This window comes from Helicobacter sp. TUL (assembly GCF_002287135.1).
Classification (GTDB): domain Bacteria; phylum Campylobacterota; class Campylobacteria; order Campylobacterales; family Helicobacteraceae; genus Helicobacter_F.
In genome coordinates this window covers 87,157-111,685 of sequence record NZ_NESU01000004.1, presented here as the reverse complement: position 1 = coordinate 111,685, position 24,529 = coordinate 87,157, and the positions used below count along the sequence as shown (strand labels likewise).

23 protein-coding genes and 1 tRNA gene are annotated in these 24,529 nt (G+C 38.1%); 13 read left to right on the top strand and 11 right to left on the bottom strand.

Annotation, left to right across the window (positions count from 1 at the left end; all coding sequences use genetic code 11):
* Nucleotides 1-362: hypothetical protein (locus B9T66_RS08820; protein ID WP_180763322.1), on the top strand; the 362-nt coding region annotated here is incomplete at its 5' end.
* Here B9T66_RS08820 and B9T66_RS03205 read toward each other — a convergent pair.
* Complete coding sequence (locus B9T66_RS03205) at nt 363-788, bottom strand: hypothetical protein (protein WP_095627554.1); 426 nt, start codon at nt 786-788, stop codon at nt 363-365.
* Between the two features lie 1,067 nt (nt 789-1,855).
* On the opposite strand from B9T66_RS03205, the gene B9T66_RS03200 reads away from it, so the two are divergent.
* The 3 genes from B9T66_RS03200 (at nt 1,856) to B9T66_RS03190 (ending at nt 5,055) form a co-directional block, all read left to right on the top strand.
* Nucleotides 1,856-2,497 carry a hypothetical protein gene (locus tag B9T66_RS03200; RefSeq protein ID WP_095627553.1) on the top strand — a complete coding sequence of 214 codons (642 nt, stop codon included), beginning with the start codon at nt 1,856-1,858 and terminating at the stop codon, nt 2,495-2,497.
* Nucleotides 2,498-2,840: 343 nt separating this feature from the next.
* On the top strand, nt 2,841-3,473 hold the full coding sequence (locus tag B9T66_RS03195) for a hypothetical protein (RefSeq protein WP_095627552.1): 633 nt from the start codon (nt 2,841-2,843) through the stop codon (nt 3,471-3,473).
* Nucleotides 3,474-3,630: 157 nt separating this feature from the next.
* Nucleotides 3,631-5,055: a sodium-dependent transporter gene (locus B9T66_RS03190; RefSeq protein WP_095627551.1), complete on the top strand. Its 1,425-nt coding sequence runs from the start codon at nt 3,631-3,633 to the stop codon at nt 5,053-5,055.
* Between the two features lie 280 nt (nt 5,056-5,335).
* On the opposite strand, the gene B9T66_RS08755 is transcribed toward B9T66_RS03190, so the two are convergent.
* From B9T66_RS08755 to B9T66_RS03170, 4 genes are all read right to left on the bottom strand, one after another.
* The gene (locus B9T66_RS08755; RefSeq protein WP_143429088.1) at nt 5,336-5,893 is read right to left on the bottom strand and encodes a hypothetical protein; all 558 of its coding nucleotides are present in this window, start codon (nt 5,891-5,893) and stop codon (nt 5,336-5,338) included.
* 928 nt (nt 5,894-6,821) lie between these two features.
* A complete protein-coding gene (locus B9T66_RS03180; protein ID WP_095627549.1) occupies nt 6,822-8,165 on the bottom strand; it encodes a UDP-glucose dehydrogenase family protein in 1,344 nt (447 codons plus the stop codon).
* A 64-nt stretch (nt 8,166-8,229) separates the two neighbouring features.
* Entirely contained in the window at nt 8,230-8,856 is a 627-nt protein-coding gene (locus B9T66_RS09360; RefSeq protein ID WP_374220122.1) for a methyl-accepting chemotaxis protein, read from the bottom strand.
* A gap of 720 nt (nt 8,857-9,576) precedes the next feature.
* A tRNA-Leu gene (locus tag B9T66_RS03170) sits at nt 9,577-9,661 on the bottom strand.
* 124 nt (nt 9,662-9,785) lie between these two features.
* Between B9T66_RS03170 and pgsA the strand changes: the two genes are divergently transcribed.
* The 4 genes from pgsA (at nt 9,786) to mnmH (ending at nt 13,063) form a co-directional block, all read left to right on the top strand.
* Entirely contained in the window at nt 9,786-10,331 is a 546-nt protein-coding gene (gene pgsA, locus B9T66_RS03165; RefSeq protein ID WP_095627547.1) for a CDP-diacylglycerol--glycerol-3-phosphate 3-phosphatidyltransferase, read from the top strand.
* Nucleotides 10,332-10,334: 3 nt separating this feature from the next.
* Entirely contained in the window at nt 10,335-11,471 is a 1,137-nt protein-coding gene (rseP, locus tag B9T66_RS03160) for an RIP metalloprotease RseP (protein WP_095627546.1), read from the top strand.
* A gap of 77 nt (nt 11,472-11,548) precedes the next feature.
* A complete protein-coding gene (locus B9T66_RS03155) occupies nt 11,549-12,028 on the top strand; it encodes an acyl-CoA thioesterase (RefSeq protein ID WP_095627545.1) in 480 nt (159 codons plus the stop codon).
* Nucleotides 12,029-12,049: 21 nt separating this feature from the next.
* Nucleotides 12,050-13,063, top strand: a complete 1,014-nt coding sequence (gene mnmH, locus B9T66_RS03150; protein ID WP_095627544.1) for a tRNA 2-selenouridine(34) synthase MnmH — start codon at nt 12,050-12,052, stop codon at nt 13,061-13,063.
* Here mnmH and B9T66_RS03145 read toward each other — a convergent pair.
* Together B9T66_RS03145 and purL are read right to left on the bottom strand one after the other, a co-directional pair.
* On the bottom strand, nt 13,053-13,601 hold the full coding sequence (locus B9T66_RS03145) for a hypothetical protein (protein ID WP_095627543.1): 549 nt from the start codon (nt 13,599-13,601) through the stop codon (nt 13,053-13,055). The two genes, mnmH and B9T66_RS03145, sit on opposite strands and share 11 nt — an antisense overlap.
* A 76-nt stretch (nt 13,602-13,677) precedes the next feature.
* A complete protein-coding gene (gene purL, locus B9T66_RS03140; RefSeq protein ID WP_095627542.1) occupies nt 13,678-15,894 on the bottom strand; it encodes a phosphoribosylformylglycinamidine synthase subunit PurL in 2,217 nt (738 codons plus the stop codon).
* A 163-nt stretch (nt 15,895-16,057) separates the two neighbouring features.
* On the opposite strand from purL, the gene dapE reads away from it, so the two are divergent.
* Nucleotides 16,058-17,197 (top strand): succinyl-diaminopimelate desuccinylase, encoded by a 1,140-nt coding sequence (gene dapE, locus B9T66_RS03135; RefSeq protein WP_095627541.1) that lies wholly within the window; start codon nt 16,058-16,060, stop codon nt 17,195-17,197.
* 17 nt (nt 17,198-17,214) lie between these two features.
* Here dapE and B9T66_RS03130 read toward each other — a convergent pair whose 3' ends face one another.
* The 4 genes from B9T66_RS03130 to B9T66_RS03115 form a co-directional block, all read right to left on the bottom strand.
* Entirely contained in the window at nt 17,215-17,481 is a 267-nt protein-coding gene (locus B9T66_RS03130; protein ID WP_095627540.1) for a putative Se/S carrier-like protein, read from the bottom strand.
* A gap of 9 nt (nt 17,482-17,490) precedes the next feature.
* On the bottom strand, nt 17,491-19,290 hold the full coding sequence (oadA, locus tag B9T66_RS03125; protein ID WP_095627539.1) for a sodium-extruding oxaloacetate decarboxylase subunit alpha: 1,800 nt from the start codon (nt 19,288-19,290) through the stop codon (nt 17,491-17,493).
* 109 nt (nt 19,291-19,399) lie between these two features.
* The gene (locus tag B9T66_RS03120) at nt 19,400-19,819 is read right to left on the bottom strand and encodes a toxin-antitoxin system YwqK family antitoxin (RefSeq protein WP_095627538.1); all 420 of its coding nucleotides are present in this window, start codon (nt 19,817-19,819) and stop codon (nt 19,400-19,402) included.
* Nucleotides 19,820-19,832: 13 nt separating this feature from the next.
* Complete coding sequence (locus B9T66_RS03115) at nt 19,833-20,783, bottom strand: toxin-antitoxin system YwqK family antitoxin (protein WP_095627537.1); 951 nt, start codon at nt 20,781-20,783, stop codon at nt 19,833-19,835.
* Between the two features lie 197 nt (nt 20,784-20,980).
* Between B9T66_RS03115 and B9T66_RS03110 the strand changes: the two genes are divergently transcribed.
* The 4 genes from B9T66_RS03110 to B9T66_RS03095 are packed head-to-tail and all read left to right on the top strand — an operon-like array spanning nt 20,981 to nt 24,503.
* Nucleotides 20,981-21,658 (top strand): uracil-DNA glycosylase family protein, encoded by a 678-nt coding sequence (locus B9T66_RS03110; RefSeq protein ID WP_095627536.1) that lies wholly within the window; start codon nt 20,981-20,983, stop codon nt 21,656-21,658.
* Nucleotides 21,655-22,869 (top strand): hypothetical protein, encoded by a 1,215-nt coding sequence (locus B9T66_RS03105; RefSeq protein ID WP_095627535.1) that lies wholly within the window; start codon nt 21,655-21,657, stop codon nt 22,867-22,869. The genes B9T66_RS03110 and B9T66_RS03105 overlap by 4 nt, the downstream gene beginning before the upstream one ends.
* Nucleotides 22,856-23,248 (top strand): YkgJ family cysteine cluster protein, encoded by a 393-nt coding sequence (locus B9T66_RS03100; RefSeq protein ID WP_180763321.1) that lies wholly within the window; start codon nt 22,856-22,858, stop codon nt 23,246-23,248. The genes B9T66_RS03105 and B9T66_RS03100 overlap by 14 nt, the downstream gene beginning before the upstream one ends.
* On the top strand, nt 23,238-24,503 hold the full coding sequence (locus B9T66_RS03095) for an ATP-dependent nuclease (RefSeq protein ID WP_095627534.1): 1,266 nt from the start codon (nt 23,238-23,240) through the stop codon (nt 24,501-24,503). Before B9T66_RS03100 ends, B9T66_RS03095 begins: the two co-directional genes overlap by 11 nt.
* Nucleotides 24,504-24,529 lie beyond the last annotated feature (26 nt).

Here is a 24,529-nt window from a genome sequence, read left to right as displayed (position 1 = left end):
TTGATAGTAGCCTTAATGTATATGGTGGCTATAGAGTTGATATGGGAGATGCAAGTGCGGCAGCAGGTTATGCAGCAGGTGGTGTCAATGGTATGAGAACTGTAGGTGTGATAAATACTGCTAATAATTTTGTGCAAAATAGTTTCCAAAATGTAGCTTTCTATGCTCCAGGTGGAAGTGTTGCTAAGCTTGGCACAAATACAGGATTTATATCTTCTAATAGTAGATATGGTATGGGTGTAGGAAAGTATAACCAACAAATGGCTACACAAGGTATGAGGCAAGAACAAGGAGCAGCCTTAGGAGATACTAATGGGCTTGGGGGAGGAGGAATGAATGGGGGAGTAAAAAGTTTTGATTAATTAATCAATAACCCTATCCCCTCGTGACATAATGTTGTTTTTATATTCTCTAAGCTTTTTTAAATATAGAGGATTCTGAGCTTCCTCTCTAGTTTCATCAGCCCATATTGCACACAGATTGCCTTCTGCACCTGTAGGAGCTACAATTTTCCACTCTCCCCTTTCGATAAGGTCAGCCTGCTCATCTTGGGTCATATCTGGATAAATAGCTTTATGGAATCTAAGCCCCTCTTCATGATTTCTCAATCTCTCAATAACTTTTTCTTTACAGCCTCTATCCCAAGCCTTCCAATATGCTTCCCAATATGCCTTTTCCTCTATTTCTCTCAATCTAGCCTCTTCTGCTACGATTTCTTTTGCGATTTCATCTGCAGTGGGTGTGAATACTGCTGCCCACATTGCTGCACTTGCTATATTGCTAGCCATAGTGTCCTCCTTAGTTTTAATTTCTGTGTGGATTATAACAGAAAATATAGGTGGTTTCAAATAGGAAGTTCTCAAGTAGATTATAAAGAAAAAGTGGAATAGTGCCAGTAAAGAAAAGGTGGGGAGTGGTGCTAAAGCCCCACAATGCTTTAGCAGATTGTATTGTCTAAGGATACTTTAAGTGTGGGACTCTTATAATTTAATCCTAGAGTTTAAAGTTATGCTTACCTAAGTTTTATACTTAGGATAAGTAATGCCATTGACAAGATAAATATTATTATCGTATCTAGCATTATCTACCTCCTTTCGCTAAAGCCTTAAGCTTCTTTAAAAGGATTTCTTAGACACTGAGATTATATCAAAATAAATCGTGACTGACCAATACCTTGCCTATAAAGAGAGAGTTGAAGTGATGCTTGGAAGTGCTAAGAGTGGTTGGCAAACTAGATAGCATTAGATAATGATGTGGTGATTTGATGCTAAGGTGTTTGATGAGCTAGGTAGTGGCTTAGCTTGCTGTATAGTTTTTCCTCTTTAATGGCATATATACAAACAAGCTGGGAGGGTTGGATAAGATACCACCAACCGCTTGTGAGCTGGTGGTTTGGTGATCTTAGTAACACACATTGACTAATACAAAAAATATTAGTATAATGGCTACTAAGATTTTTCTGGAAATCTTATCCATAAGCCTTACCTCCTATTTTGGATTAAGGCTACTTCAAGAGGTCACTACCCTCTTGGAGCAACCTCGATACAATTATAACTAAAACTTTCTTTCTATTTCAAATAATATTTTGTTGTTCAGGTAGTTTGTGTTTTCGCGCTTAAAGGACTTTATTTGCAGAAGTATGCCTATAGTGCAGCGTGTGGTTGGCATATAAAATATAATCAGTGTTTTGGTATGGATAGTGTGGATCATACATACTAACTAGATTCAAAAAGGAGCGACAATGAAGTAGGGGAGTATGATAGAAATTATGGCTATATGGCGTATAACACAAAAAAGATAAGCCTAGTAAAATTTGAGAGTAGGCAATAATAAATTACATTGTAAGGAGAAAAACATGAAAAAGACTACATTAGCGGCATTATTTGGAATCTTGACATTAGGACAGGTATGCTTGGCACAAGAGGCAGGACAAGAAGCTACCACAAAACAAAATGTTGCACTAGAGAAAAAAGAGCACAATACCCAAGCAGATCCTAACAAAGGACATGAAATTACCACTGGGGATAATGGTATTTACACAACTATGACAATTCCTGGTTTGACAAGCTTTACGTTTGATAATGGACTTAGCACTTCTTATTTCAACTTTGATATACGAGCTGGATATTGGTATATGATTAATGACTATCTTGTAGCAAGAGGTGGAATAGGAATAGGTTTAGGTGTAATGACAAGTTCTGCACCTGGTGGCAATAGTGGTGGATCATTTGGAGGAATTTATGTCCCACTTGAAGCAGAAATAGGATTAGCTTCAAATTTCTATCTTTACAAACAAAACCCTGCACTTGCTATAGGACTTGGTGCTGAAATAGGCACAGTTCATAAAAAAGCAGAAGTGTATGCAAGAGTTAGAGTTCCATATACAGAAGGGCTTTCAATCAAACTTGGATATGGTTTTTATGGAGACATAAAACAAAATGGTATCCAACTTGATCCCTCAAGTGTCTATTCTATAGCACTTATAATGGGCTTTTAATATTTGGGGAAGTTTCCCCAACCCCCACTCATTGCGGGGAGATTCTGAATCTCTTTTATCTTGAGAATTTCTAAATGTATTATGTATTTAATATTAGTGGTTGTTTATAAATTTTGTTTTGTGCAGCGAATTTGGTTGATCTCGTAATGTATCGTAGGACTCATGCAGCATTTAGTTTGGATATATAGATGTATGTAAAATTTTAGAGACAAAATAATGTATAATATCTACAATCTTTAAGTGATTTTTCTAGGAGCAAAGATATATTTTAATTATGGTGCATGGCTGTAAATGGCTGTAAGAGGCGTGATTTTAGAGAATGGCGAAACAAAAGGACATGATGATGAAAATATTTGCTTTTTTGATATGTTTGTGTAGTGTGCTTGGTGCAGTGGATTATGCGACTTTGAGTGATTCTAAGATATACCAAAAATGGCTTAAAGATGCACAAAGTAATAGTGTATCAGGGATATGCACCAATCCGCAAGATAGGAGATGCCAAGAGGCTATTACTGAATCTTGTGAAACTTTTATAAATAATAGCGAAGATTATGAGTGGTGCAAAAATAAGATTATATCTACCAATACCACTGCTTATGGTGATTATACCACGCTCACAAATGACACACCTATGGCAATATCCGCTATAATACAAGCAGAAGATACTAGCGGACTTATGGCTATTATCCAAGCTATGCCAGATATTATGGGAGAGGATATAGCTACATTAGAAGAACAACAGGGAAGTAACTTTATAGCAGATACTTTTTGCTATGAGAATCTCTCCCCACAAAGCCTTGAGATTTTATTGCAAGTTGGCAAGTTAGATCCTAGAGACAGAAAATGCACGCTACATACATCACTTCTTGAAGGCATCAAACAAAAATGCAATGCATTGACGCATAATAAAGATTCTGATGCGCTAAAGAGTTGCGAGAGTATTCGTGCATTATTAGAGCAGTATGGCGCACAATAAGCCATAGGCTTATTTTGAGGTTTGTAGTAGCAAGGATAAGCACAAACAATATATCACGCAAATAGCACTCTCTTTTATCCCATAAGGTTTAGCGTATTATATAATCTTGGTTACAATGCCATTTCGTATTTTCTCACTCTAACTTTCAAGGGGAAGCATGACAACATTTTCTAAAATCGGTTTTATTATGGCGACACTTGGTAGCTCTATTGGTTTGGGGCATATTTGGCGCTTTCCTACTATGGCTGGACAAAATGGTGGTGCGGTGTTTATCATACTTTTTGTGTTTATCTCTGTGGCTATTGGTGTGTCTATGCTAGTGGCTGAAATGCTTATGGGTAATCGCACACACAAAAATGCACAAGATGCATTTTATGAGCTTGATGAGACTAAACATAAGCGATGGCATTATGCTGGGCTTACTGTGATTGGTGGTCCTCTTATCCTTACATTTTATGGTGTAGTTTTAGGTTGGGTATGTTATTACTTGGCGTCTGTGAGTTTTCATTTGCCCTCAAATATGGAAGAGAGTAAAGTAGTTTTTGGTGCGCTTACACAGAATTTTTGGGCACAGATTCTAAGTTTTGGTGTGGTGATGGCGCTTACAGCGTATTTTGTCGCAAAGGGTGTGAAAAGTGGTATAGAAAAGCTTAACTTTATTCTTATGCCTTTATTGTTTGTCATTTTCATAGGCTTATTGATATATGCGATAAGTATGGATAGCTTTGGGAAAAGTGTAAATTTTATGTTTGCTTCAGGCTTTGATTTTAATAGCATACAAGATCAGGGATTTATAGAATCTAGTAAGCAACTTTTTAGCTTTTTGTTTAATAAGATTACCCCAAGTGTGCTTGTAGATTCTATGGGACAGGTATTTTTTTCCTTGTCTCTTGGTATTGGCATTGTGATTACCTATGCTGCCTTTACACAAAAAAATCAAAACCTCTTTCACGCTGCGTTGTGGGTGCTTATCCCTGGTATTGTGATTTCTATCATTGCAGGTCTTACGATTTTTACTTTTGTGTTTGAATATGGTAGTGCAAGCGATGTAGGATCTGAAACAGGCTTAGTATTTATTACACTCCCTGTAATGTTTGAAAAAATGGGCACGACAGGGATTATAATTTGTATATTGTTTATGATAGGCTTGGGTTTTGCGGGTCTTTCTAGCACAATCTCGCTTCTTGAGCCATCTATCAAGTGGCTTGAGGATAAAACAGGTAAAAACAGAGTGTTTCTTTCATGGAGCTTGAGTGTGCTTATTTTTATTGTAGGAAGTGTGTTGATACTCTCTCTTAATGAAAGTCACAAGGAACTACAGATTATGGGCAAGAGTCTGTTTAAATGGGTGGATTGGATTAGTGCTAATGTGATTATGACATTTGGAGGAATTGCTGCTTGTGTATTTGTGGGCTATGCGATCAAAAAAGAGCATTTGCGAGAATGGACAAAGGACTATTTTGGTCCCGTTACGTTTGCATTCTGGCTTTTTGCTATCAGGATTTTAGCTCCACTTATGGTGCTTGCAATTTTTGTGTATGAGATTGTGAGTTTTGTGCATAAATTAATGTTGGTGCATTAGAAACTTATATTTGGTTTCTAATGCATGTGTCTTTGATAGTTATTTTTTAATTTTTCTGGCAATCTCATAACTTGGGTAGCTTTCCAAGGATTAGGTAATTTGCTTCAAAGTTTTGTAATTCCCATTATATCTGACCTGTAATTTAATAGAAAACCAACGCTTCTGTATTTCCTTCCGAGATAAGACTTATATTTTTCCATATAAGGATATGAGTTGAGTTATTTATGTGTGAATCGATATGGTACTCCCGAAAAATAAGAAATCACTAGTTTGTGATCCCTTATTTGCGTGATAGGACTATAAGTATGGATCCTGTATCTGTATAGATTGTTGCTTTTTCATCGATATTGAGTGCTAAATCCTTAAGTTGATTCTCCCAAGGTTCTTTTGGAAAATGACTTGCAAGAATCCATACGGTTTCGCAGCTAGAAGTATTTTGGAGAAGTTGTTGGAAAGATATGAGGTCAGAATCAAATACAGCATATGGGATTGCAAGATTGTCAAGTTGTGTATAATAGCTAAATGCTCGTTCAGATGCCTTATATACAAGCACACAAGCTTTCGGATTTAATTGTGTTGCAATTTGTTTAATAAAAGCATGGGTTTGCTGTATGTGATGTGTATTGGCACTCATTACTCGTATGTGTCGATAGAGCATAGGGAGTAAAAATATAATAATAAGACATAGTGTGCTTAAAATTCTATATATTCTGATGTGTTTGATTCGTGCATAGATATACCCCCCCCCTAAGGCACATATTAAAAAAAACATACTTGACATATAAAGTGAGAGCCTACCACCTATAATTCCATCATGTCCAAATGGGTATACGCGCATTAGGGAAAGTCCCACATAGATACCAAGCATACTTAGAATAGTTACGAAAAGATCTTGTCGTATCTTGTATAGGGCATAGAGTCCTACACAAGAAAGAAACATATAAAGGGGTATTACAAAACCTCTAGCAAATGGTGTAAACCCAAGGTAGATGTCTAAAAGGGTATTTTTAATGTAGGTTGGATACTCTAAGAGATTGTGTGGTAGAAAAAACCGTGCCCAATACTCGTAAAATCCTCCAACAGCTTGATATCGTATATAAAAAATATAATAAAACCCAAAGAAAATTAAAAGTGTTAAGAAATATGGAAAATTTACATAGATAAAAGTTTTTAAATTAGATTTATTTTGCCATATATAACCAATCACACATGCACATGTGACAAACATACTTGTATGGGAAAAGAGTATCGCTATGAGACTTATGAATATAAACCTTGACAAAGTAATACATTTTATATACAAATATAGGAGCAAAAAACCTAAAAATGCCTCGATACCATATTGTTTAAACTCTGTGCTGTAATGCAAGAGTCCCAAAGAACCACACACAAGTAAAATAAAAAATGTTTGTGTAAAGGAATCATGAAGTGTTCTTGAAATTTTAAAAGCCAAAAATAATGTGCCCAATGAAGAAACAAATGGCAAAAAATATAAGACATATTCATTTGCACCAAAAATTTCATATAGGGATTTTGTCCAAAGCAAGAATCCAAGAGGCACACTTTGTGTGAAAGGTAGGGGAGCAAAAAATATTTCTTGCCAAGTTGTATGTGTAATAGAAAATGTTAGGGAAGCTTCATCGAGCCATAAATCTTTATGAAATATGTATTGGTAGATTCTGGTACATACACTAGAAAATAAGGCGAATATCATTAACATTTGATAGATCGTAATTGTTTTATGGCGGTTTCCTAATAATTTTGTATCAGGGTTGAATGCTTGCATTTCTTACTCCTATTTGGTGATACTCAAAGCCTTTAGATTCTAAATGTAGCGTGTGGTAGATATTGCGTCCATCAAAGATAATAGGGCTTTTTAGTAATTTTGCTATTTCTTCAAAATCTGGGCTTCTAAACTCTCTCCACTCTGTGACAAGCACCATTGCATCACAATCTTTAAGCGCCTCATATTTGCCTGTCGTAAATGTAATATGTTCTAGTATGTCGCTAAGATAAAACTTCGCTTGTTCTATGGCTTTTGGATCATAAGCCTGTATCTGAGCACCACGCTTCACAAGCTCTCGTATAAGCACCAACGCACTTGCTTCACGCATATCATCGGTTTCTGGCTTAAAGGCTAATCCCCATATACCAAATTTTTTAGCCGATAAATCTTTGCCAAAACGCGCACATATCTTTTCTACCAAAAGCATTTTTTGTGCTGTATTGACCGAATCAATAGCTTGTAATATTTGTGGTGTGTAGCCAAAATCTAGCGCAACTTTTTCTAGGGCTTTGACATCTTTGGGAAAACAGCTTCCGCCATATCCGCACCCTGGATAGATAAAGCTATACCCAATGCGTGAATCTGATCCTATGCCAAGTCGCACATCATTGATATTGGCACCCACTCGCTCACAGATTTGACTCATTTCATTGATAAAGCTAATTTTGGTTGCAAGCATCGCATTTGCGGCATATTTTGTCATTTCAGCAGATTCTATACCCATGGCAATGAATCTATCACTTTTTACAAGAAATGGTGCATAAAGAGCTTTCATAATCTCTAAAGCCTTAGGAGAATCCGCACCTACTACAACTCTATCAGGGCTCATAAAATCCTTTATTGCCACGCCTTCTTTTAAGAATTCAGGGTTGCTTACTACATCAAAATTTTCTTGCATTCCGCGTTTTTGTAGCTCTTGTGTAATGATTTGACGCACCTTTCTAGCAGTGCCCACAGGCACGGTGGATTTATCCACGATTACCGCATAATCTGTAAGGTGTGCTCCTATGTCTTCTGCCACGGCACAGACATAGCGTAGGTCAGCGCTACCATCTTCTCCCATAGGAGTGCCTACTGCAATAAAAATTACTTCGGCATTGCTTAATGATTCTGTTTTGTCTGTGCTAAAGCGTAGAGTGCCTTTTTTGTGATTTTCTAGCACCATGGATTCTAATCCTGGTTCATAGATTGGAATAATACCTTTTTGGAGATTTGCAATTTTTGTAGAATCTACATCAAGACAGATGACATCATTACCCATTTGAGCAAAACACGCTCCAGCTACAAGTCCAACATAGCCACTACCGACAATCGTTACGCGCATACATTTCCTTTAGGAATTTAGATTCTAAAAGGCGGAATTGTAGCACACATAAACTTAAGCTTGTTTATGCGAGATTTTCTACGCTTTTTTTGAGCTCCCCAAAGCTATTTTGGATAGATAAAGATATGCTATGCACATTTTGAGAAGTTGTGAGATTATGTTTGGCAAAATCTAGGATTTTTTTCATATCTTCATTGATGATTGTGAGATCTTTGCTCATCACATCGCTATGATCGATAAGCTTTTGGGTAGTTTCAAAGCTTTCATTAAAGATATTCTCAAAAGTATCAATCTTGGTGTTTGCATCGTTGGTGCGTGAAAGCAGACTTTCTACATTTTCTTTATTTTCTATGATGACTTGCTTGCTTTCATTGACATCTTGAGTCATTGCTTTGACATTACTATCGATTTCACCAAGGCTGTGTTGGGTATTTTCTGCTAGTTTTCTTACTTCATCAGCTACCACGGCAAAGCCTCTTCCATGCTCTCCCGCTCTTGCAGCCTCAATAGCGGCATTAAGTGCTAAAAGATTTGTTTGATCAGCAATCGAGCGCACGGTTTCAACGATATTGATAATTGTATTGGTATTGTTTTCTAGAGATTCAAAGTGCGAGATGAGATTGGCATTTTGGCTAAAGATATTTTCTACCAGATTATATACATCTTTAAGGAGTGCCCTAATTTCTTGCATAGCAGTAAACATCGATTCTTGCTCGGATTTGGTTTGCAAAATTTCTTCGTTAAAGGTTTGCAAAAGCGTGCTTGTAGAATCTGCTTTTGTGTTTGTAGATTCTACGATAGTATTCATATCTTGCGTGAGGCTTTTAAGAGAATCTGCGATATTGCCAAGTCCGTTGATATCTGTTTGACCACTTTTGACTTTTTCATGTATAGTTTCTACTACGGCTTGTATGCGCGCCTTGAAGTCATCGATAAGTGCGAGAATCTTGCCATTTTCTGTGCTATATGAAGTATTAACCTTGATTTTTGAAGCTAGTGTGATAGATTTTAATTCCTTAGCAATGATTTTTGTCATATTCACACCCCAAGTCTTTTCATCAATATCGTGTATGATAAGTGCGACTACGATGACAAATTGCACAATTTGCCCTATGAGATTCTCAGTAAAGAGCAAGGCATTGGTTGCGAGTATAATAATGCCTAGAATGTGAATAATGCGCATACGAAAATAGAGTGATTTAAACATGATAACATCCTTTTTTAAAAAAAGTGCGTAATTCTAGCGTTAGAATCTTAATGTAAGCGTATAAATTCTAATGGTTTTTCTTTTTTGCTCTTTAGACAGGGAAGATTGTGATAGAGAAACCAAAAATTATTGATATACAAGAAAGAATGTGTCTAATGCAAAAAACAAGCAGGGAGAAAAATTGATTTTTTAATACTTAAGTAGTGGTGCGGAAGAGAGGACTTGAACCTCCATGCCTTGCGGCGCCAGATCCTAAGTCTGGTGCGTCTGCCAGTTTCGCCACTTCCGCGTTGCAAAAATAAAAGCGAAATTCTATAATGCAAATGTTAAATTTTGACTTAAATGCGTGAAAAATGATGCATGAAAATACACTTATTTTGTTATAATGCGGGGCAAAAACATAAGGATTTTCTTTGCGCCATATACCCAATATTTTAAGTATTTCTCGGATTTTGCTTGCCATATTGCTCCTTTTTATCGTGCTTGAGAGTGATAAGATTTTTCCTGCGTATATGGATACATCGTGGATTAATTACTTTGCTGCACTAACGTTTTGTATCGCGTCTTTGACTGATTTTTTTGATGGGTATATTGCAAGGGAATATCACCTCAAGTCATTATTTGGCGAAGTTTTTGATCCATTGGCTGATAAAATGCTTATTTTGTCTGCGTTTATTGCGCTTTTGGTGTTGCATCGTGCCTCACCTTGGCTTATTTTTTTAATCTTAAGTAGAGAATTTTTTATCACGGGATTGCGCGTAGTTGCGGCAGGTAGCGGTAAAAGTGTGGCAGCATCTAATGCTGGCAAATACAAGACAGGCGCACAAATTGCTGCAATCGCCTTTTTGTTGGCGGATTTTTTCCCCGGAGGGGAGGCATTGCTTTGGTTTGCGACATTTCTTACGCTGTATTCAGGATTAGAATACACAATAAGTTATTATAAAACTCTAAAGGCGTAGCGCGTGGGATTTATCCTCTCTTGCATTATTCTTGCATTTTTTATTTTGTTTCATGAGCTTGGGCATTTTTTGGTAGCGCGTTTGTGTGGCGTAAAGGTCGAGGTTTTTAGCATAGGATTTGGTAAGAAAATCTTTACCTTTACATATAGAGGCACACAATATGCAATTTCTGCCATACCATTGGGTGGATATGTCCAGCTAAAGGGACAACAAGAGGCATTTACACAAGCTACACAACCTAAAAAAGAATCTACAAACAAAGGCATAATCCATTCACACTCTACAGAGGATTTACAAGCAATGAGGCATAGCACTTTGGCACCAGCAGATTCATATCTTGCCAAATCGCCCATACAACGCATTGCCATACTTCTTGCAGGTTCGTTTTTTAATATCTTGTTAGGGTTTTTGTTGTATTTGTATGTGTGTTTACATGGGCTTGAAAGTGTGCCACCTATCGTAGGGGAAGTGCTAGATTCTACCCCCGCACAAGAAGCTAGAATAATAGCCGGAGATAGAATCTTAGCTATCAATGGCGTAGAAATTCGCACTTGGGATGAGTTATCAAAAAGGGTGCAAGATTCTAAGGGCGAGATTACTCTAAGTGTGCAGCGTGATTTGGAGCATATGGACATTATTCTTACGCCACATGTTATGCAATCACGTAATATATTTGGTGAGGTTATAGAACATAATGCCATAGGGATTCTTGCGACACAACAAACTCAAATCATTCGCTACACAGGCTTGCAAGCAATCACAAAGGCTTGGGAAAAAACTATAGAGGCTTCAAGGTTTATTATGCAGTCTTTGCAAAAGCTTCTTAGTGGTGTTGTTGGGGTGCAAAATGTCAGTAGCATTGTGGGTATCACACATACGATGTCCGCAGTCGCACAGAGCGATATGATAGCTTTTCTTACTTTGAGTGCGCTTATTTCTATCAATCTTGGAATCTTTAATCTCTTGCCCATTCCACCACTTGATGGCGGCCATATCCTTTTGACATTGTATCAAGCCATTATGCGTAGACCATTGCATATTAGTATCATAAATGGGATTGTGGCTGTGGGATTGGCATTGCTTTTGGGAATTATGGCACTTGGAATCTTTAATGATATAAATCGTATCATTGCACCATAAAAGCGCTACAAAAAACCCATATATTAACTTTCTTGGGTGCATAATAAGGGCTACATTACATTAAAAAGGTGGAAAGTATGGAAGATGTTTTTGACACGCGATGTTTGACAATGAGTATTCTAGCAAGTCCAAGTATGGCGAATTTTAGCGGTGTGGTGCATGGTGGTGAATTGATGAAGCTTCTTGATCAGGTGGCGTATGCATGTGCGACGCGTTATTGTGGGCACGGCGTAGTAACGCTAAGCGTAGATAATCTGATGTTTAAGCACCCCATTCCTATTGGATCGCTCATCACATTTCTTGCGAGCGTGAATTATGTAGGAAAGACAAGTTGTGAAGTAGGGATTAAGGTTGTAAGTGAGGATATCAAAAACCATTTTGTAACGCACTGCAACACTTGTTATTTTACAATGGTAGCTATTGACACAAAAACGGGTGAAAAAAAGACGATTCCACCTTTTGAGCCAAAAACTCCTCTTGAAATAAAGCGTTATGAAGAGGCGCTCAAACGTAAAAAAATGCGTGAGGAAAATGCCAAAAGCCTCAAATCAAAATAACTCTTAAATATCACACAAAGTATGCAAACCCTTAGCGCGCTAGAGTTTTTACAGACTAAAAGTTCTAGCGCTGCATCTTATGCAACAACCATTATTGATGTGCGTAGTCCTAGTGAGTTTGCGCATTCTCATATCCCAAATGCCATTAATTTAGCGGTTTTAGATGATGAGGAGCGTGCAAGGGTAGGCACATTGTATAAACATAATCCATTTGAGGCAAAACTTCTTGGAGCTGGACTGATTTGCCAAAATATCGCAAGTTTTCTCCCAACGTTTCTCTCAAATTTAGGGCTTACCCCCGCGCATATTATTAGAATCTATTGCGCTAGAGGCGGTATGCGTAGCCTTTCATTACAGACAATTTTGCATAATATTGGGTATCGCACTATTCGATTGCAAGGAGGATACAAGGCATATAGAAATGCTGTGCTTACAGATCTTGCGCGCACGCCAAATATGCAATTTTTTACCCTTGTAGGTCCTACTGGCAGTGGCAAGAGTGAGCTTCTTGCTTTGTATGAGTATGCGCTGGATATAGAATCTTTAGCAAAGCATTGTGGATCGAGTTTTGGAGCGATTTATGGAGCACAACCAAGTGTGGCAATGTTTGAAAATATGCTTTTTACGCGATTGGGGGAGTTGGAGGGTAAAAAAGTGCTTGTGGAGGGTGAGAGTAAAAAATTGGGAAATCTCATCGTGCCAAAAGCCCTCTATAATGCCTATCAAAGTGCGCCAAAAATCTATCTTCATACACCTATAGAGCTTCGCATACAAAGAATCTTAGGCTACTATCAGCATATTAGCGAGGAGTTTTTTGTCAATGCTATGCAAAAAATTGCACCTTTTATGCAAAAGAATTTTTGGCTTGAGGCTAAAGAGGCTTTTATGCGTGATGATAAATATATGGTTGCTCAGATTCTGCTAGAACACTATTATGATAAGGTGTATAAAAAGGAAGTATATGCGTATCGTATAGAATCTAGCAATTTACACGATGCACTAGATTCTATACGCGATATTATGGCTAGACACTAGCCCATATTGCAAGGGCAGTGAGCAATAAGCCAAGGGTAAATGTCAGCAACGCCTCTTTGCGTTTTTTCTTGCAAAATGAGGTTATGATGAGACCAGAGAAATAAAATATCATAAGAGAGATGGCAAAGCCAACGGCGATAATGTCAAAATAAAATTTGCCCTTTGCTTTGTGCATAAGCACCAAGATTCCATACAAGCCCCTATCAGTAACGCGCACAATCGCCTCTCCTTGCTTGTTTGTTGTGATACTTGCACTATAAGTAATAGATCCCATTGTTATATTGCCTTTTTGCACGCGAATGTCTGTGTTATTTGGGATTTTGAGATTATTGGCATGTAGCACAGAGAGGATTGTCGCTTGTTCTTCGCCTTGTTGGGGCATGGAGGGCAGGGTAAATTCTTGAATCTTTGCGTCGACATCTTCACGCACACCAAGAATATACAATGCTCCAGTCAAAACATAAATCAGTGCAACAGGGAGAAAAAAAAGACTCAAATACAAATGCACTTTCATCCATAGAGATTTATCAAATTTCATCTCACACTCCTTAGTTAAAGATTACGCGATTATATTTAAATATGTGTGATACAAATGTGAAATACACACACGTAAATCACACATTTTTTGCAAAACTCTCAAAATACAATTCTCTTGCCTTTTGGCTTGAGAGATGTAGGGAATCTATGCAAATATCTGTATCACTCACAACGCCAATTTCCCGCACCAATAATCCTAACTTGTTGGCTCTAGATTCTATAAAAGCACGATCTTGTGGCGCGACTTCTAGCACTACACAACTAGGACTTTGTGCAAAGAGTAGATCCCAAGATGCAAGCCCACTTTGCACACGCACGCCTTTGTCGCCCAAAAGCGCCATTTTTGTTAGGGCGATGGCTAATCCACCTTTGCCTACATCTTTGGCGCTTACAATTGCGGCATTATCCTCGCAGAGTAGATCCCACAGACGTGCTTCACGCGATAAATCTATGCGCGCAACCTCACCATAAATCTTGCCCTCACACAACTTTTGTGCGATACTTCCGGCAAAATCTGCTGTAATCTCACCCACTAACAACAAACTATTGCCTTGCGTTTTGAGAGCACTTGTGATAGTTTTTTGGGCATCTTGCACAACACCCACGCTTACAATACTAGGACTTGGATAAATATCAACTCCATCGCTTTGGTTATGGAGTGAGACATTACCACTTACTACCGGCGTATTGAGTGCCACACACGCTTCTTTGATCCCTTCACACGCTTCTTTAAATTCCCACATTACTTCGGGATTATTTGGCGAACCAAAATTAAGGCAATCACTTATGGCTTTTGGACGCACGCCCCTTGTTGCGCATTTGCGACCTGCTGCTGCCACGCTAAGTTTTGCTCCTTCTTTTGGGTTGAGGTAACACGCACGCACATCGCAACATACATTCATCGCCAAGCCAACGCCATTTTCTTTGACGCGCACTACGCTACCATCGCACATTCCCGGACCTATAATAGTGTTTGTTTGCACACTGCTATCATATTGGCTATACACCCATTTTTTGTCGCTAATCTCGACACTGCCTAACAATTTCTCAAAAACTTCTTGCGCACTTAGCTTTGTATGGAGTGTTTGCGCCTTTTGGGTTTCGCGCTTAGATTCTTTTAGTTCTTTAGAGAGTATAGGCGCATTATCGCTGAGTTTATCAATAGGGATTTGGGCACATTTTTCCCCATACCAATACAGCTCCATAACTCCGCTATTAGTAACTTCTCCAATCACAGCGACATCTAATTCCCATTTTTGAAAAATTTCTATGACTTTTTGCTCATAGCCCTTTTTGGCACAAATAAGCATGCGTTCTTGAGATTCACTTAGCATAAGTTCATAGGGATTCATGCCATTTTCTCGCATAGGCACTTTATCAAGATCTAGGCGCATACCACTTCCACTTTTTGCCGCCATTTCAAAACTAGAGCTTGTAAGCCCTGCTGCACCCATATCCTGAATCCCTACAATATAATCTTTTTGGAATAATTCTAAACAAGCCTCTAGCAGTAGTTTTTCGGCAAATGGATCGCCTACTTGCACGGTGGGACGCAACGCTTTAGAATCTGAAGTAAAGCTATCGCTACTCATCACCGCTCCACCTAGTCCATCTCGACCAGTTTTGCTTCCTACATACATCACAGGATTGCCTACACCTTCGGCTTTTGCATAAAAAATTTCCTCTTTTTTGGCTACACCTAGACAAAATGCATTAACCAAAATATTGCCATTGTAGCTAGATTCAAAGTCCATTTCTCCGCCAATTGTTGGCACACCCATACAATTACCATAACCACCTATGCCCTCAACCACGCCACGCAAAAGATAACGATGTTTTTTGCCTATCTCGCCTTGATTGGTTATATCTCCAAATCGTATCGAGTTAAGACTAGCCACTGGACGCGCACCCATTGTAAATATATCGCGCATAATACCGCCCACACCTGTAGCTGCACCGGCACATGGCTCGATAAAGCTTGGGTGGTTGTGAGATTCGATTTTAAAAACTGCGGCATATCCTCCGCCAATGTCTATCACACCGGCATTTTCACCAGGTCCTTGTATGACCCATGGAGCTTGTGTGGGAAAGCCACGCAAATATTTTTTGCTTGATTTATAGCTACAATGCTCGCTCCACATAGCCGAAAAAATTCCTATTTCTACGAGGTTTGGCACGCGTCCCAAAATTTCTACAATAGCTTTGTAATCATCATGACTTAGCTTGTGTGAATCCAAAATAGATTCTTTGTCGCTTTCTTGTATAGGTGCGTTTAGCGTAGTAATATCGCGCATATATTCTCCTTAGGGTGTAGGCATCACAATAAAAGGCGGTATTCTAGCATACAAACGCTTGTGCTATGCATAAGTGATTGCACTTTTTATGTTACAATCAGCTGTATAACAAAGGCTATGCCCCAAATACAATCCAAATCACGCTATATATGAAAGGAATTTTATGAATCTTAACCCCCTTTTGTTGTTAGAAAAGCTCGTGCAATACCCAAGTATCACCCCAAAGGAATGTGGTATATATGAGTTTGTGTTAGAAATTTTGACACAAACTTTGGGTGAGGGAGCATTTGAGGTTATCACGCAAGAGAAAGAGGGTGTGAAAAACCTTTTTATTTACACGCCACATCAAGCAGATGAGCATTTATGTTTTGCTGGGCATATTGATGTCGTGCCACCGGGTGAGGGTTGGAGTAGTGATCCATTTATGCCTACTTATGAGGGTGGGTATCTGTATGGGCGTGGTGTGCAGGATATGAAAAGTGGCGTGAGTGCGTTTATATGTGCCTTTAGGGATTTTTTGGCACAAAACCCTCATATCACACAAAAAATGCGATTTTCTCTTTTGCTTACAAGCGATGAGGAGGGTGATGGGACATATGGCACACAATATATGCTCCAAGAATTAGAATCTAAAGGCTTATTGCCTACTATGGCTATAGTAGCAGAGCCAACTGCGCATAGAATCTGTGGCGATACGATAAAGGTTGGGCGGCGTGGTAGTATCAATGGCAAGATAACTATTTTTGGCAAGCAAGGACATGTCGCCTATCCTCAAAATTGCATAAACCCTACAGAGCTTTTGGGAGCAAGGCTAGGCAAACTTGCTGGTGTGAATCTTGATGAGGGCGATACATATTTTGATCCAAGCAAACTTGTGATAACTGATATACGCGGTGGTATGGAGGTTGTGAATGTAACGCCAAATGAATTAAAGATTCTTTTTAATGTGCGTAATTCTCCCAAGACTACGATTAAAGATGTGGAATCGTATGTAAGAAGTGTGCTAGAAGGCTTAGAGTTTGACTTGCAGCTTAAGCAAAGTTCGGTAGGATTTTTGACAGATTCTATACTTGTGGATATGATGAGTGCATGTATCGCTTCTGTGTGTGGGAGAGAACCAGAGCTTAGCACAAGTGGTGGCACGAGTGATGCAAGGTTTTTTGGCGCTAGGAGCATACCAGTAGTGGAAGTGGGCGTGCCAAATGATACAATCCACGCCCTTAATGAGCGTGTTGTGCCTCAAGATGTGCAACGATTGTATGAAATTTTTATACATTTTTTAGGGCAATATGCTAAGCAATGAACTATTAGTGAGTTATCTCATAAAATGACTAGTTTGCATGTGCAGTTTTTGGCTGTTAGTTGTGAATCTAGGCGAGTATGTAGAGATTGTATATCTTGGGGTGTGTAGGTTTCATCGATACTTTCAAAATATAGCGCTAGTGTGCAATCGTTTGAATATTCTCTTGGTGCAGGGCAATATTCAAAGACTAGCCCAAATTCCTTAAAACTTGGACTGCCCAAAACTCTTCCAGTTTCAAATGCCTCACTCGTGCTTTTAAAAATACAATATCCACGAAACAGCATACCTAGAATCTAGCCTATAAACATAATCGCTGCGCCTGTTCCTACTTGCATACCTTCGGTGGCATAGATTTCTTTGACTACGCCATCAACTGCGGCAAGCACTTCATTTTCCATTTTCATTGCTTCAACGATTGCTAATGTATCGCCGACTTTTACGCTATCGCCTTGCTTGACTTTGATTTTGGTAAGTGTGCCGGGCATTGGACTTTGTGCATGTCCTACGCCTGTAGCTTGTGGCAAACCTGTGCGTGTGGGTTTGGGTTGTGTGGAATCTTTGTCTTGTGTGGTATCGAGATTTTCGACATACACTTCCCTAAGCTCTCCGTCAATACGCATAAAAAATGGACGCACACCCTCATTTTTCTCTCCGCTTCCTTCGATTTTTATGACATATTGTTCTCCATTAACGGTGATAGCGAATTCTTTTGGGAGTTTATCCACGCCTTTGTCTTCAAAGTTTTCTAGTGCTTCAGGTTGTAGGCAATTTTGGTTGCGTTCTTGGAGAAAAGTTTTGGCTACATTGCCAAATATAGCATATGAAATGACATCAGTTGGGCTTTTGGCAAAGTCTTTAGAATCTATGCGAGCTTGTGGCAATTCATCGCTCAACAAATCCGCAGGACGCACATCGATAGGCTGTGCATCGCCAAGCACTTTTGCGCTAAGTGTTTTTGAGATAGGCGCTGGTGTTTTGCCATATAGCCCTTTAACAATATTGCGTGTTTCTGTCGTGATTGTTTTGTAACGCTCACCCATAAGCACATTTAATACAGCTTGCGTGCCTACAATTTGGCTAGAAGGTGTCACAAGTGGGACAAAACCAAAATCCTCACGCACTTTTGGAATCTCTTTCATCACTTCATCCATTCTGTCTAGGGCATTTTGTTCTTTGAGTTGATTTGCCATATTTGAAATCATGCCGCCCGGAATTTGTGAGAGAAGCACACGCGTATCGATTTGATTATAGACAGATTCAAATTTTGCGTATTTACGGCGATTGCGTCGCAAGATTTCACTTGCCTCTTCCATAAGTTCTAATTTTAAGCCAGTATCATAAGGGGTATCTTTGAGTGTGGCAACCATAGATTGTGTGCATGGGTGGCTTGTGCCTTCAGCAAGGGCAGAGTTAGCTAGATCCAATACATCTACTCCTGCTTCAAGAGCCTTTAGGTGTGCCCCAAAAGCAAAACCAGCAGTAGCGTGTGTATGAAAGCTGATACTAACCCCTACTTCTTCTTTAAGTGCCTTGACAAGTTCATATGCCTTAAATGGTGTGATGAGTCCCGCCATATCCTTAATAGCAATGGAATCACAACCCATATTGACTAGTTCTTTAGCATACACAACAAAGCCTTGTGTTGTATGGATGGGTGAAGTTGTATAGCAGATAGCGCCTTGAGCGTGTTTATTATTTTTTTTGATAGATTCTATACTTGTTTTAAGATTTCGCGCATCATTAAATGCATCAAAGATTCTAAAAATATCCATACCAGCTTGTGCGCTTAATGTGATAAATTCTCGAACAACATCATCGGCATAATGTCGATATCCGATGAGGTTTTGCCCACGCAGGAGCATTTGTAATGGTGTGGTTTTGAAAATATCTTTAAATGTTGCTAGGCGTTCAAATGGATCCTCTTTTGTATAGCGTAAACATGCATCATATGTCGCTCCACCCCATACTTCCACGCTATAAAAGCCCACTTTTTCAAAGAGTTTGGCTGCCTCTACCATATCTTGTGTTCGCATTCTTGTAGCCAAAAGTGATTGATGTCCATCACGCAAGGAATTCTCTGTAATTTTTATCATTGTTTCACCTCTCAAAGTGTATTTGTAAACTGCATGGCTAGACTATTATATAGGAGTTTTTATAAAAAGCGTCATAATTTCACAAAATATTATATGATAGATGCCTTATTTACTCTCTACAGCTTTCGAAGATTTTGTGTATAATGTCTTTCTGTTCTTCTAACCCATGTATATTTGGAATCTCTTTGCCATCACCACACACACCAGAGACTATATTACCATTTTCATAAGTTACTTGTGCTTGTAAGCTTCCATTTTCATAATATTGTTTTACAACACCATGTAATTTACCATTTTCATATGGAATCTCGGATGCTAGTTTCCCATTTTCATAATATTCTTTTGCAACACCATGCTGCTTACCATTTTCATATGGAGCCTCATACGATACATTCCCATTTTCATAGTATCCTTTTTCCACACACCCGCTTATTTTATCTCGCTCACTTTTGCACTCTTGTAATGTTTGTGCTTGTATACATGCACACAACGCGACACAACCCACAGCATATAAAAGAATCTTTTTCATACAAACTCCTTGATTATTTCTTGCAGGTTGTAGAGATTTGGTTTTGAATGTCTCCCCAATATCCTAGCCCTTGTATATTTGGAATCTTTTTACCATCACCACACACACCAGAGACTATATTGCCATTTTCATAAGTTATTTGTGCTTGTAGATTCCCATTTTCATAATACCTTTCTTCCACACCATGTCGCATATTACTTTCAAATGGAGTTTTATATTTTAGATTCCCATTTTTATAATATATTTTTGTAACACCATGTTGCACACCATTTTCATATGGAGTCTCATACCATAGATTCCCATTTTCATAGTATTCTTTTTCCACACCATGTCGCTTTCCATTTTCATACGGAACCTCATGTTTTAGATTCCCATTTCCATAATACCACTTTTCTACGCCATGTCGCTCACCATTTTCAAATGAAATCTCATAATTGAGATTCCCATTTTCATAGTATTCTTTTGCAACACCATGCCATTCACCATTTTCAAATGGAGTCTCAGACCTTAGATTCCCATTTTCATAATACTCTTTTTCCACACCATGTTTTTTATCATTTTCGTATGGAGTCTCACGCACTAAATTCCCATTTTCATAATATTTTTTTAACATACCATGTGGCTTACCATTTTCATATGATGCCTCACTCATTAGTTTCCCATTGTCATCATAGTATTTTAGGGCACCATGTGGCTCACCATTTTTATATGGAATCTCGGACGCTAGTTTCCCATTTTCATAATACCTTTTTGCAATACCATGTTTTTTACCATTTTTGTATGGAGTCTCAAACCATAATCTCGCACCATATGCATCAACATACTCTTTTTCCACACACCCACTTATTTTATCTCGCTCATTTTTGCACTCTTGTAACTCTCGTGTTTGTGTAAATGCAAAATAACACACAACACAAAGCACTATAACCACACAACCCACAGCATATAAAAGAATCTTTTTCATACAAACTCCTGATAATAGATGTATTTGGTGTTTTTGTTTTTCGTGTAAGACTATTGTATCATATTGTAGTATCGATTATTATATTGCACGATATATCGCGATAAATCTCTGATAGATTCTAATGCTCAAAAAGTGTGTAGAATCAAAAACTTACACTATAATATGTAGTATGAATTTTACCTTACACAAGGATTGTAATGTCTGCGAGGATTTGGCAACTTTTGGCTTTAAAGCGACTATATCTCAAAAGAATGTGCGGAGAGCATTTTACACAGCTCCAAGAAAAAATGCCACAAAAAACGCATTCAATGACTTCTATCATGAATGGGCGCGGTGATGAGTTGGATTCTCTAATTGCTTCTTGTAGTCTATGCGCACGTTCTAAGCTTACCACAAAAAGAGTGAGTGGTTTTGTTAATCCTAGAGCCTTGATATGTTTTATTACAGCAAATCCTCTTGTGGAATCTACGCATAATCAACTTGTTTTTGCTCCTAACAAAAGTGCAACTATGCTACAAAATATGATTACTCATGTGTTCAAAATGTCGCCCCAAGCTTGTTCGATTCTCTCTTTGTTAAAATGTCCTGTAGAATCTACCCCACATATTGATGAAGTCTCAATGTGCTTGGAATTTTTGCATAAACAGCTTGAATGTATAGCGCCTAAGGTGATTGTGCTTTTTGGACGAGAGTGTGCACAATATATATTAGGACAGAATCTAGAGGGTGTGAGGGATTTTAGAGATTATGGTAGAATCTTGTGGCATAATAATCGCTCGTTTTTGCTTACCTATTCGTTAGGTGAGATTGTGCGTAATCCATCACTAAAGCCACAAGTTATGCAACATCTTTTGGTAGCTAAGGGAGTATTATGAGGGTTTTTGTCTTAGGTTGCTTGTTGTGTATGGGGTTGTGGGCAAAGAGTTATATTATCTCGCCTCTGCCTCTTCCTAAGCAAGAGATTATTGATTTTGAAGTGCGTTCGTGCGATAAACGATGCTTAAATAAACTCTATGAAGAGGGCTTGTATTTTTCATTTATTGGAAGATTCCAAGATGAGCAAGATTCTGATTTGCGATCTAAGCTTACTTTGGCGTTGCAAGAATTATCTATTCTTGATATACCTAGTGCCTCAAATGGTAATATCGCAAAGGTAAAACTTGCGCTTTTAATGCCCAAAAAAGTCATAGGGCGTTATTTTAGTGAAAGTATTGACATAATCCTCTCATATCTTATGACACGCGGTGTGGATTTTAGCTTTGAGGTATTTAATACTGATACAGAAGACACACAAGCGATTGAGCAAGCATATCAGCGTGCTATCAATGCTCAAAGCGACTTTGTGATTGGAATCTTTACCACTAGAGGTGCTATAGAGCTTGCAAAGAATATTAAAATTAGCATACCAATCTATTTACCTACGATCAACATTCACCAAATAGGCGATATAAAGATTCCTAAGAATCTATATTTTGGTGGTGTGGATTATGAAAGTCAAATAGAGCTTATTGCAAACCTTGCACGAGGTGAAAATATCGTAGCTTATAACGATAGTTCTCCTATGGGGCAGTATTTAGGATCGCTTTTGCGCGTAAAAGACACAAATATTATTTATGAGCAAAATATAGATTCTACGATAGCTAAGCGTTTTAACTCTACACTTGCACAACAAAAATCCTACCTTCAATCCAATGTCGTAGTATTTAATACTTCTGGAGCACGCACAGGACTTATGCTTTCGCAAATGTTTGTGAGCACCATAAAGCCTAAAAAAATGTTTTCTACACAAGTAAATTATGATTGGGCATTGCTAAATTCTGTGCAATATAGTGGCAAAGAAGAATTATATGTCATCAATGTGATTTCTGATATTAATCCGCAACTTTTGGAATATGCGTCTTTGTTGGGGAGAGACTTGAAATATAACTGGGTGAGTTATGCTACTGCTATAGGCGTAGAGCTTTTGTTGGGGGCGCAACTCTCTGATGAGGAGCGTTTTTTTCGTGAGCAATTTTTAGATAATCAGGTGCATTATACAAATAGAATCTATAAATTTTCTGGAAAGAGTTTTGATGAGTATCGTTAAAAAGGAAGGATTTAATTTTTCTTTTGATACACAAAAGTGCGAAGTGTGTGGCGGTAAATGCTGCACAGGAAGCGAAGGATATGTTTTTGTGAGCATTCAAGAAATGCTTGAGATAGCCCATATGCTTGGAATGGAGTTTGAGGAATTCACACACAAATTTGTGCGCAAGATTGGGTATAAGTTTTCATTTATTGAAAAGCCTTGTGATGATGGCTTAGCTTGTGTGTTTTATGACAATGGAAAGTGTAGGATTTATGCCAAACGCCCAAAGCAATGCAAAGATTTTCCATTTTGGGAGGGCTATAAACAAGAGAATCTAACATCACAAGATTCTAAGAGTTTGCAAAAAGAATGTATAGGAGTGTGTTTTGAGTCATAAGTTTTTGAGAATCTTGCTAGGCTTATTGTGTGCTATGAGCGTAGCATTTGGGGCATTTGATGAAGAAGATTATATGTTTAGGGCATTGGATTTGCAAGATCAGGGCAAAATTCAAGAAGCACGTGATATGTATCTTGTATTGTATGATGAGACAAAAAAACTTGAATACCTCAAAGAAAGCATCTTGCTTTCAAGTCGCTTTGAGCAGCCACATATTATTTTAAGCTATATCCAAGATTATAAACAACAAACCCAACAAGAGGACATAGAGATTAATAAAACACTCCTTGATGTATATCTTAAAACAAATGATTTAAACAAAGCCTTGCCTATCGCGCAAATGATAGCCACACAAGAAGATACGCCAATGATACATAATGTTTTGGGCGTGATTTATGCCAATCTTGGCGATTTACAGAGCGCTATTAATGAGTTTCAAGCACTCTATGAAGAGACAAAAGCACCAGAAGCCTTGCAAAGACTTGCAGTGTTGTATGGACAAACACAGCAATTCCAAAAGGGCATAGCGTTGCTTGATACATATTTTAGGGATAATGCGTGTGATGGTGAATTATGCGCAATGGCGATACAAATCTATGCTAAGGCTATGCAAGGGGATAAATTAGAATCTATTCTTAAAAAGCGCTATGAGGAAGATCCTACTATAGCAAATGCACAGAATCTTATTTATATTTATTCATTGCGCAAAAAATACAATGAAGCATTAAAAATCGCCTCTAGGTATCCTTTTGATCCAAAAATGCTTTTTGGTTTATATGTGGAAACAAAAGATTATAACAATGCCTATAAAACAGCTTTGGATATATATAAAAATTCTAAAGAATCTATATATTTAGGGTTTGCGCAGCTTTATAGGTTTGAAACTCTGACAAACAAAACAGATTCTAAAAAAGTTTTACCTATCTTACAAGATATGGATAAGGCAATCGAGCTTATTCAAAAAGATGGTGTGCCAGATAGCTTACAAAAAGAGAATCTTGGATTGTTTTATAATTTTATGGGATTTTTGTTGATTGATTTGGATTTAGATGTCGAAAAAGGTATCTCTTATGTGCAAAAAGCCTTAGAAATTGCACCAGGTAACATAGCATATTTGGATTCTTTGGCGTGGGGATATTATAAGCAAAAACATTGCAAGAGGGCAAAAGAAGTGTTTGCAAAGATTCCAAAAGAAAGTCTCTCTAGCGATGAAGAATTATTAAAACACGCTAAATCACTTGATTTATGTCAGTAAATAAGCCATTTTTTGTCGATGTTGTG

Bases quoted from the DNA above. Each gene is read 5' to 3' on its own strand.
- B9T66_RS03205 (WP_095627554.1), bottom strand. From the start codon at position 788: ATGGCTAGCAATATAGCAAGTGCAGCAATGTGGGCAGCAGTATTCACA.
- B9T66_RS03200 (WP_095627553.1), top strand. From the start codon at position 1,856: ATGAAAAAGACTACATTAGCGGCATTATTTGGAATCTTGACATTAGGA.
- B9T66_RS03195 (WP_095627552.1), top strand. From the start codon at position 2,841: ATGAAAATATTTGCTTTTTTGATATGTTTGTGTAGTGTGCTTGGTGCA.
- B9T66_RS03190 (WP_095627551.1), top strand. From the start codon at position 3,631: ATGACAACATTTTCTAAAATCGGTTTTATTATGGCGACACTTGGTAGC.
- B9T66_RS08755 (WP_143429088.1), bottom strand. From the start codon at position 5,893: ATGCGCGTATACCCATTTGGACATGATGGAATTATAGGTGGTAGGCTC.
- B9T66_RS03180 (WP_095627549.1), bottom strand. From the start codon at position 8,165: ATGCGCGTAACGATTGTCGGTAGTGGCTATGTTGGACTTGTAGCTGGA.
- B9T66_RS09360 (WP_374220122.1), bottom strand. From the start codon at position 8,856: ATGCAAGAAATTAGGGCACTCCTTAAAGATGTATATAATCTGGTAGAA.
- B9T66_RS03155 (WP_095627545.1), top strand. From the start codon at position 11,549: ATGGAAGATGTTTTTGACACGCGATGTTTGACAATGAGTATTCTAGCA.
- mnmH (WP_095627544.1), top strand. From the start codon at position 12,050: ATGCAAACCCTTAGCGCGCTAGAGTTTTTACAGACTAAAAGTTCTAGC.
- B9T66_RS03145 (WP_095627543.1), bottom strand. From the start codon at position 13,601: ATGAAATTTGATAAATCTCTATGGATGAAAGTGCATTTGTATTTGAGT.
- purL (WP_095627542.1), bottom strand. From the start codon at position 15,894: ATGCGCGATATTACTACGCTAAACGCACCTATACAAGAAAGCGACAAA.
- dapE (WP_095627541.1), top strand. From the start codon at position 16,058: ATGAATCTTAACCCCCTTTTGTTGTTAGAAAAGCTCGTGCAATACCCA.
- B9T66_RS03130 (WP_095627540.1), bottom strand. From the start codon at position 17,481: ATGCTGTTTCGTGGATATTGTATTTTTAAAAGCACGAGTGAGGCATTT.
- oadA (WP_095627539.1), bottom strand. From the start codon at position 19,290: ATGATAAAAATTACAGAGAATTCCTTGCGTGATGGACATCAATCACTT.
- B9T66_RS03120 (WP_095627538.1), bottom strand. From the start codon at position 19,819: ATGAAAAAGATTCTTTTATATGCTGTGGGTTGTGTCGCGTTGTGTGCA.
- B9T66_RS03115 (WP_095627537.1), bottom strand. From the start codon at position 20,783: ATGAAAAAGATTCTTTTATATGCTGTGGGTTGTGTGGTTATAGTGCTT.
- B9T66_RS03110 (WP_095627536.1), top strand. From the start codon at position 20,981: ATGTCTGCGAGGATTTGGCAACTTTTGGCTTTAAAGCGACTATATCTC.
- B9T66_RS03105 (WP_095627535.1), top strand. From the start codon at position 21,655: ATGAGGGTTTTTGTCTTAGGTTGCTTGTTGTGTATGGGGTTGTGGGCA.
- B9T66_RS03100 (WP_180763321.1), top strand. From the start codon at position 22,856: ATGAGTATCGTTAAAAAGGAAGGATTTAATTTTTCTTTTGATACACAA.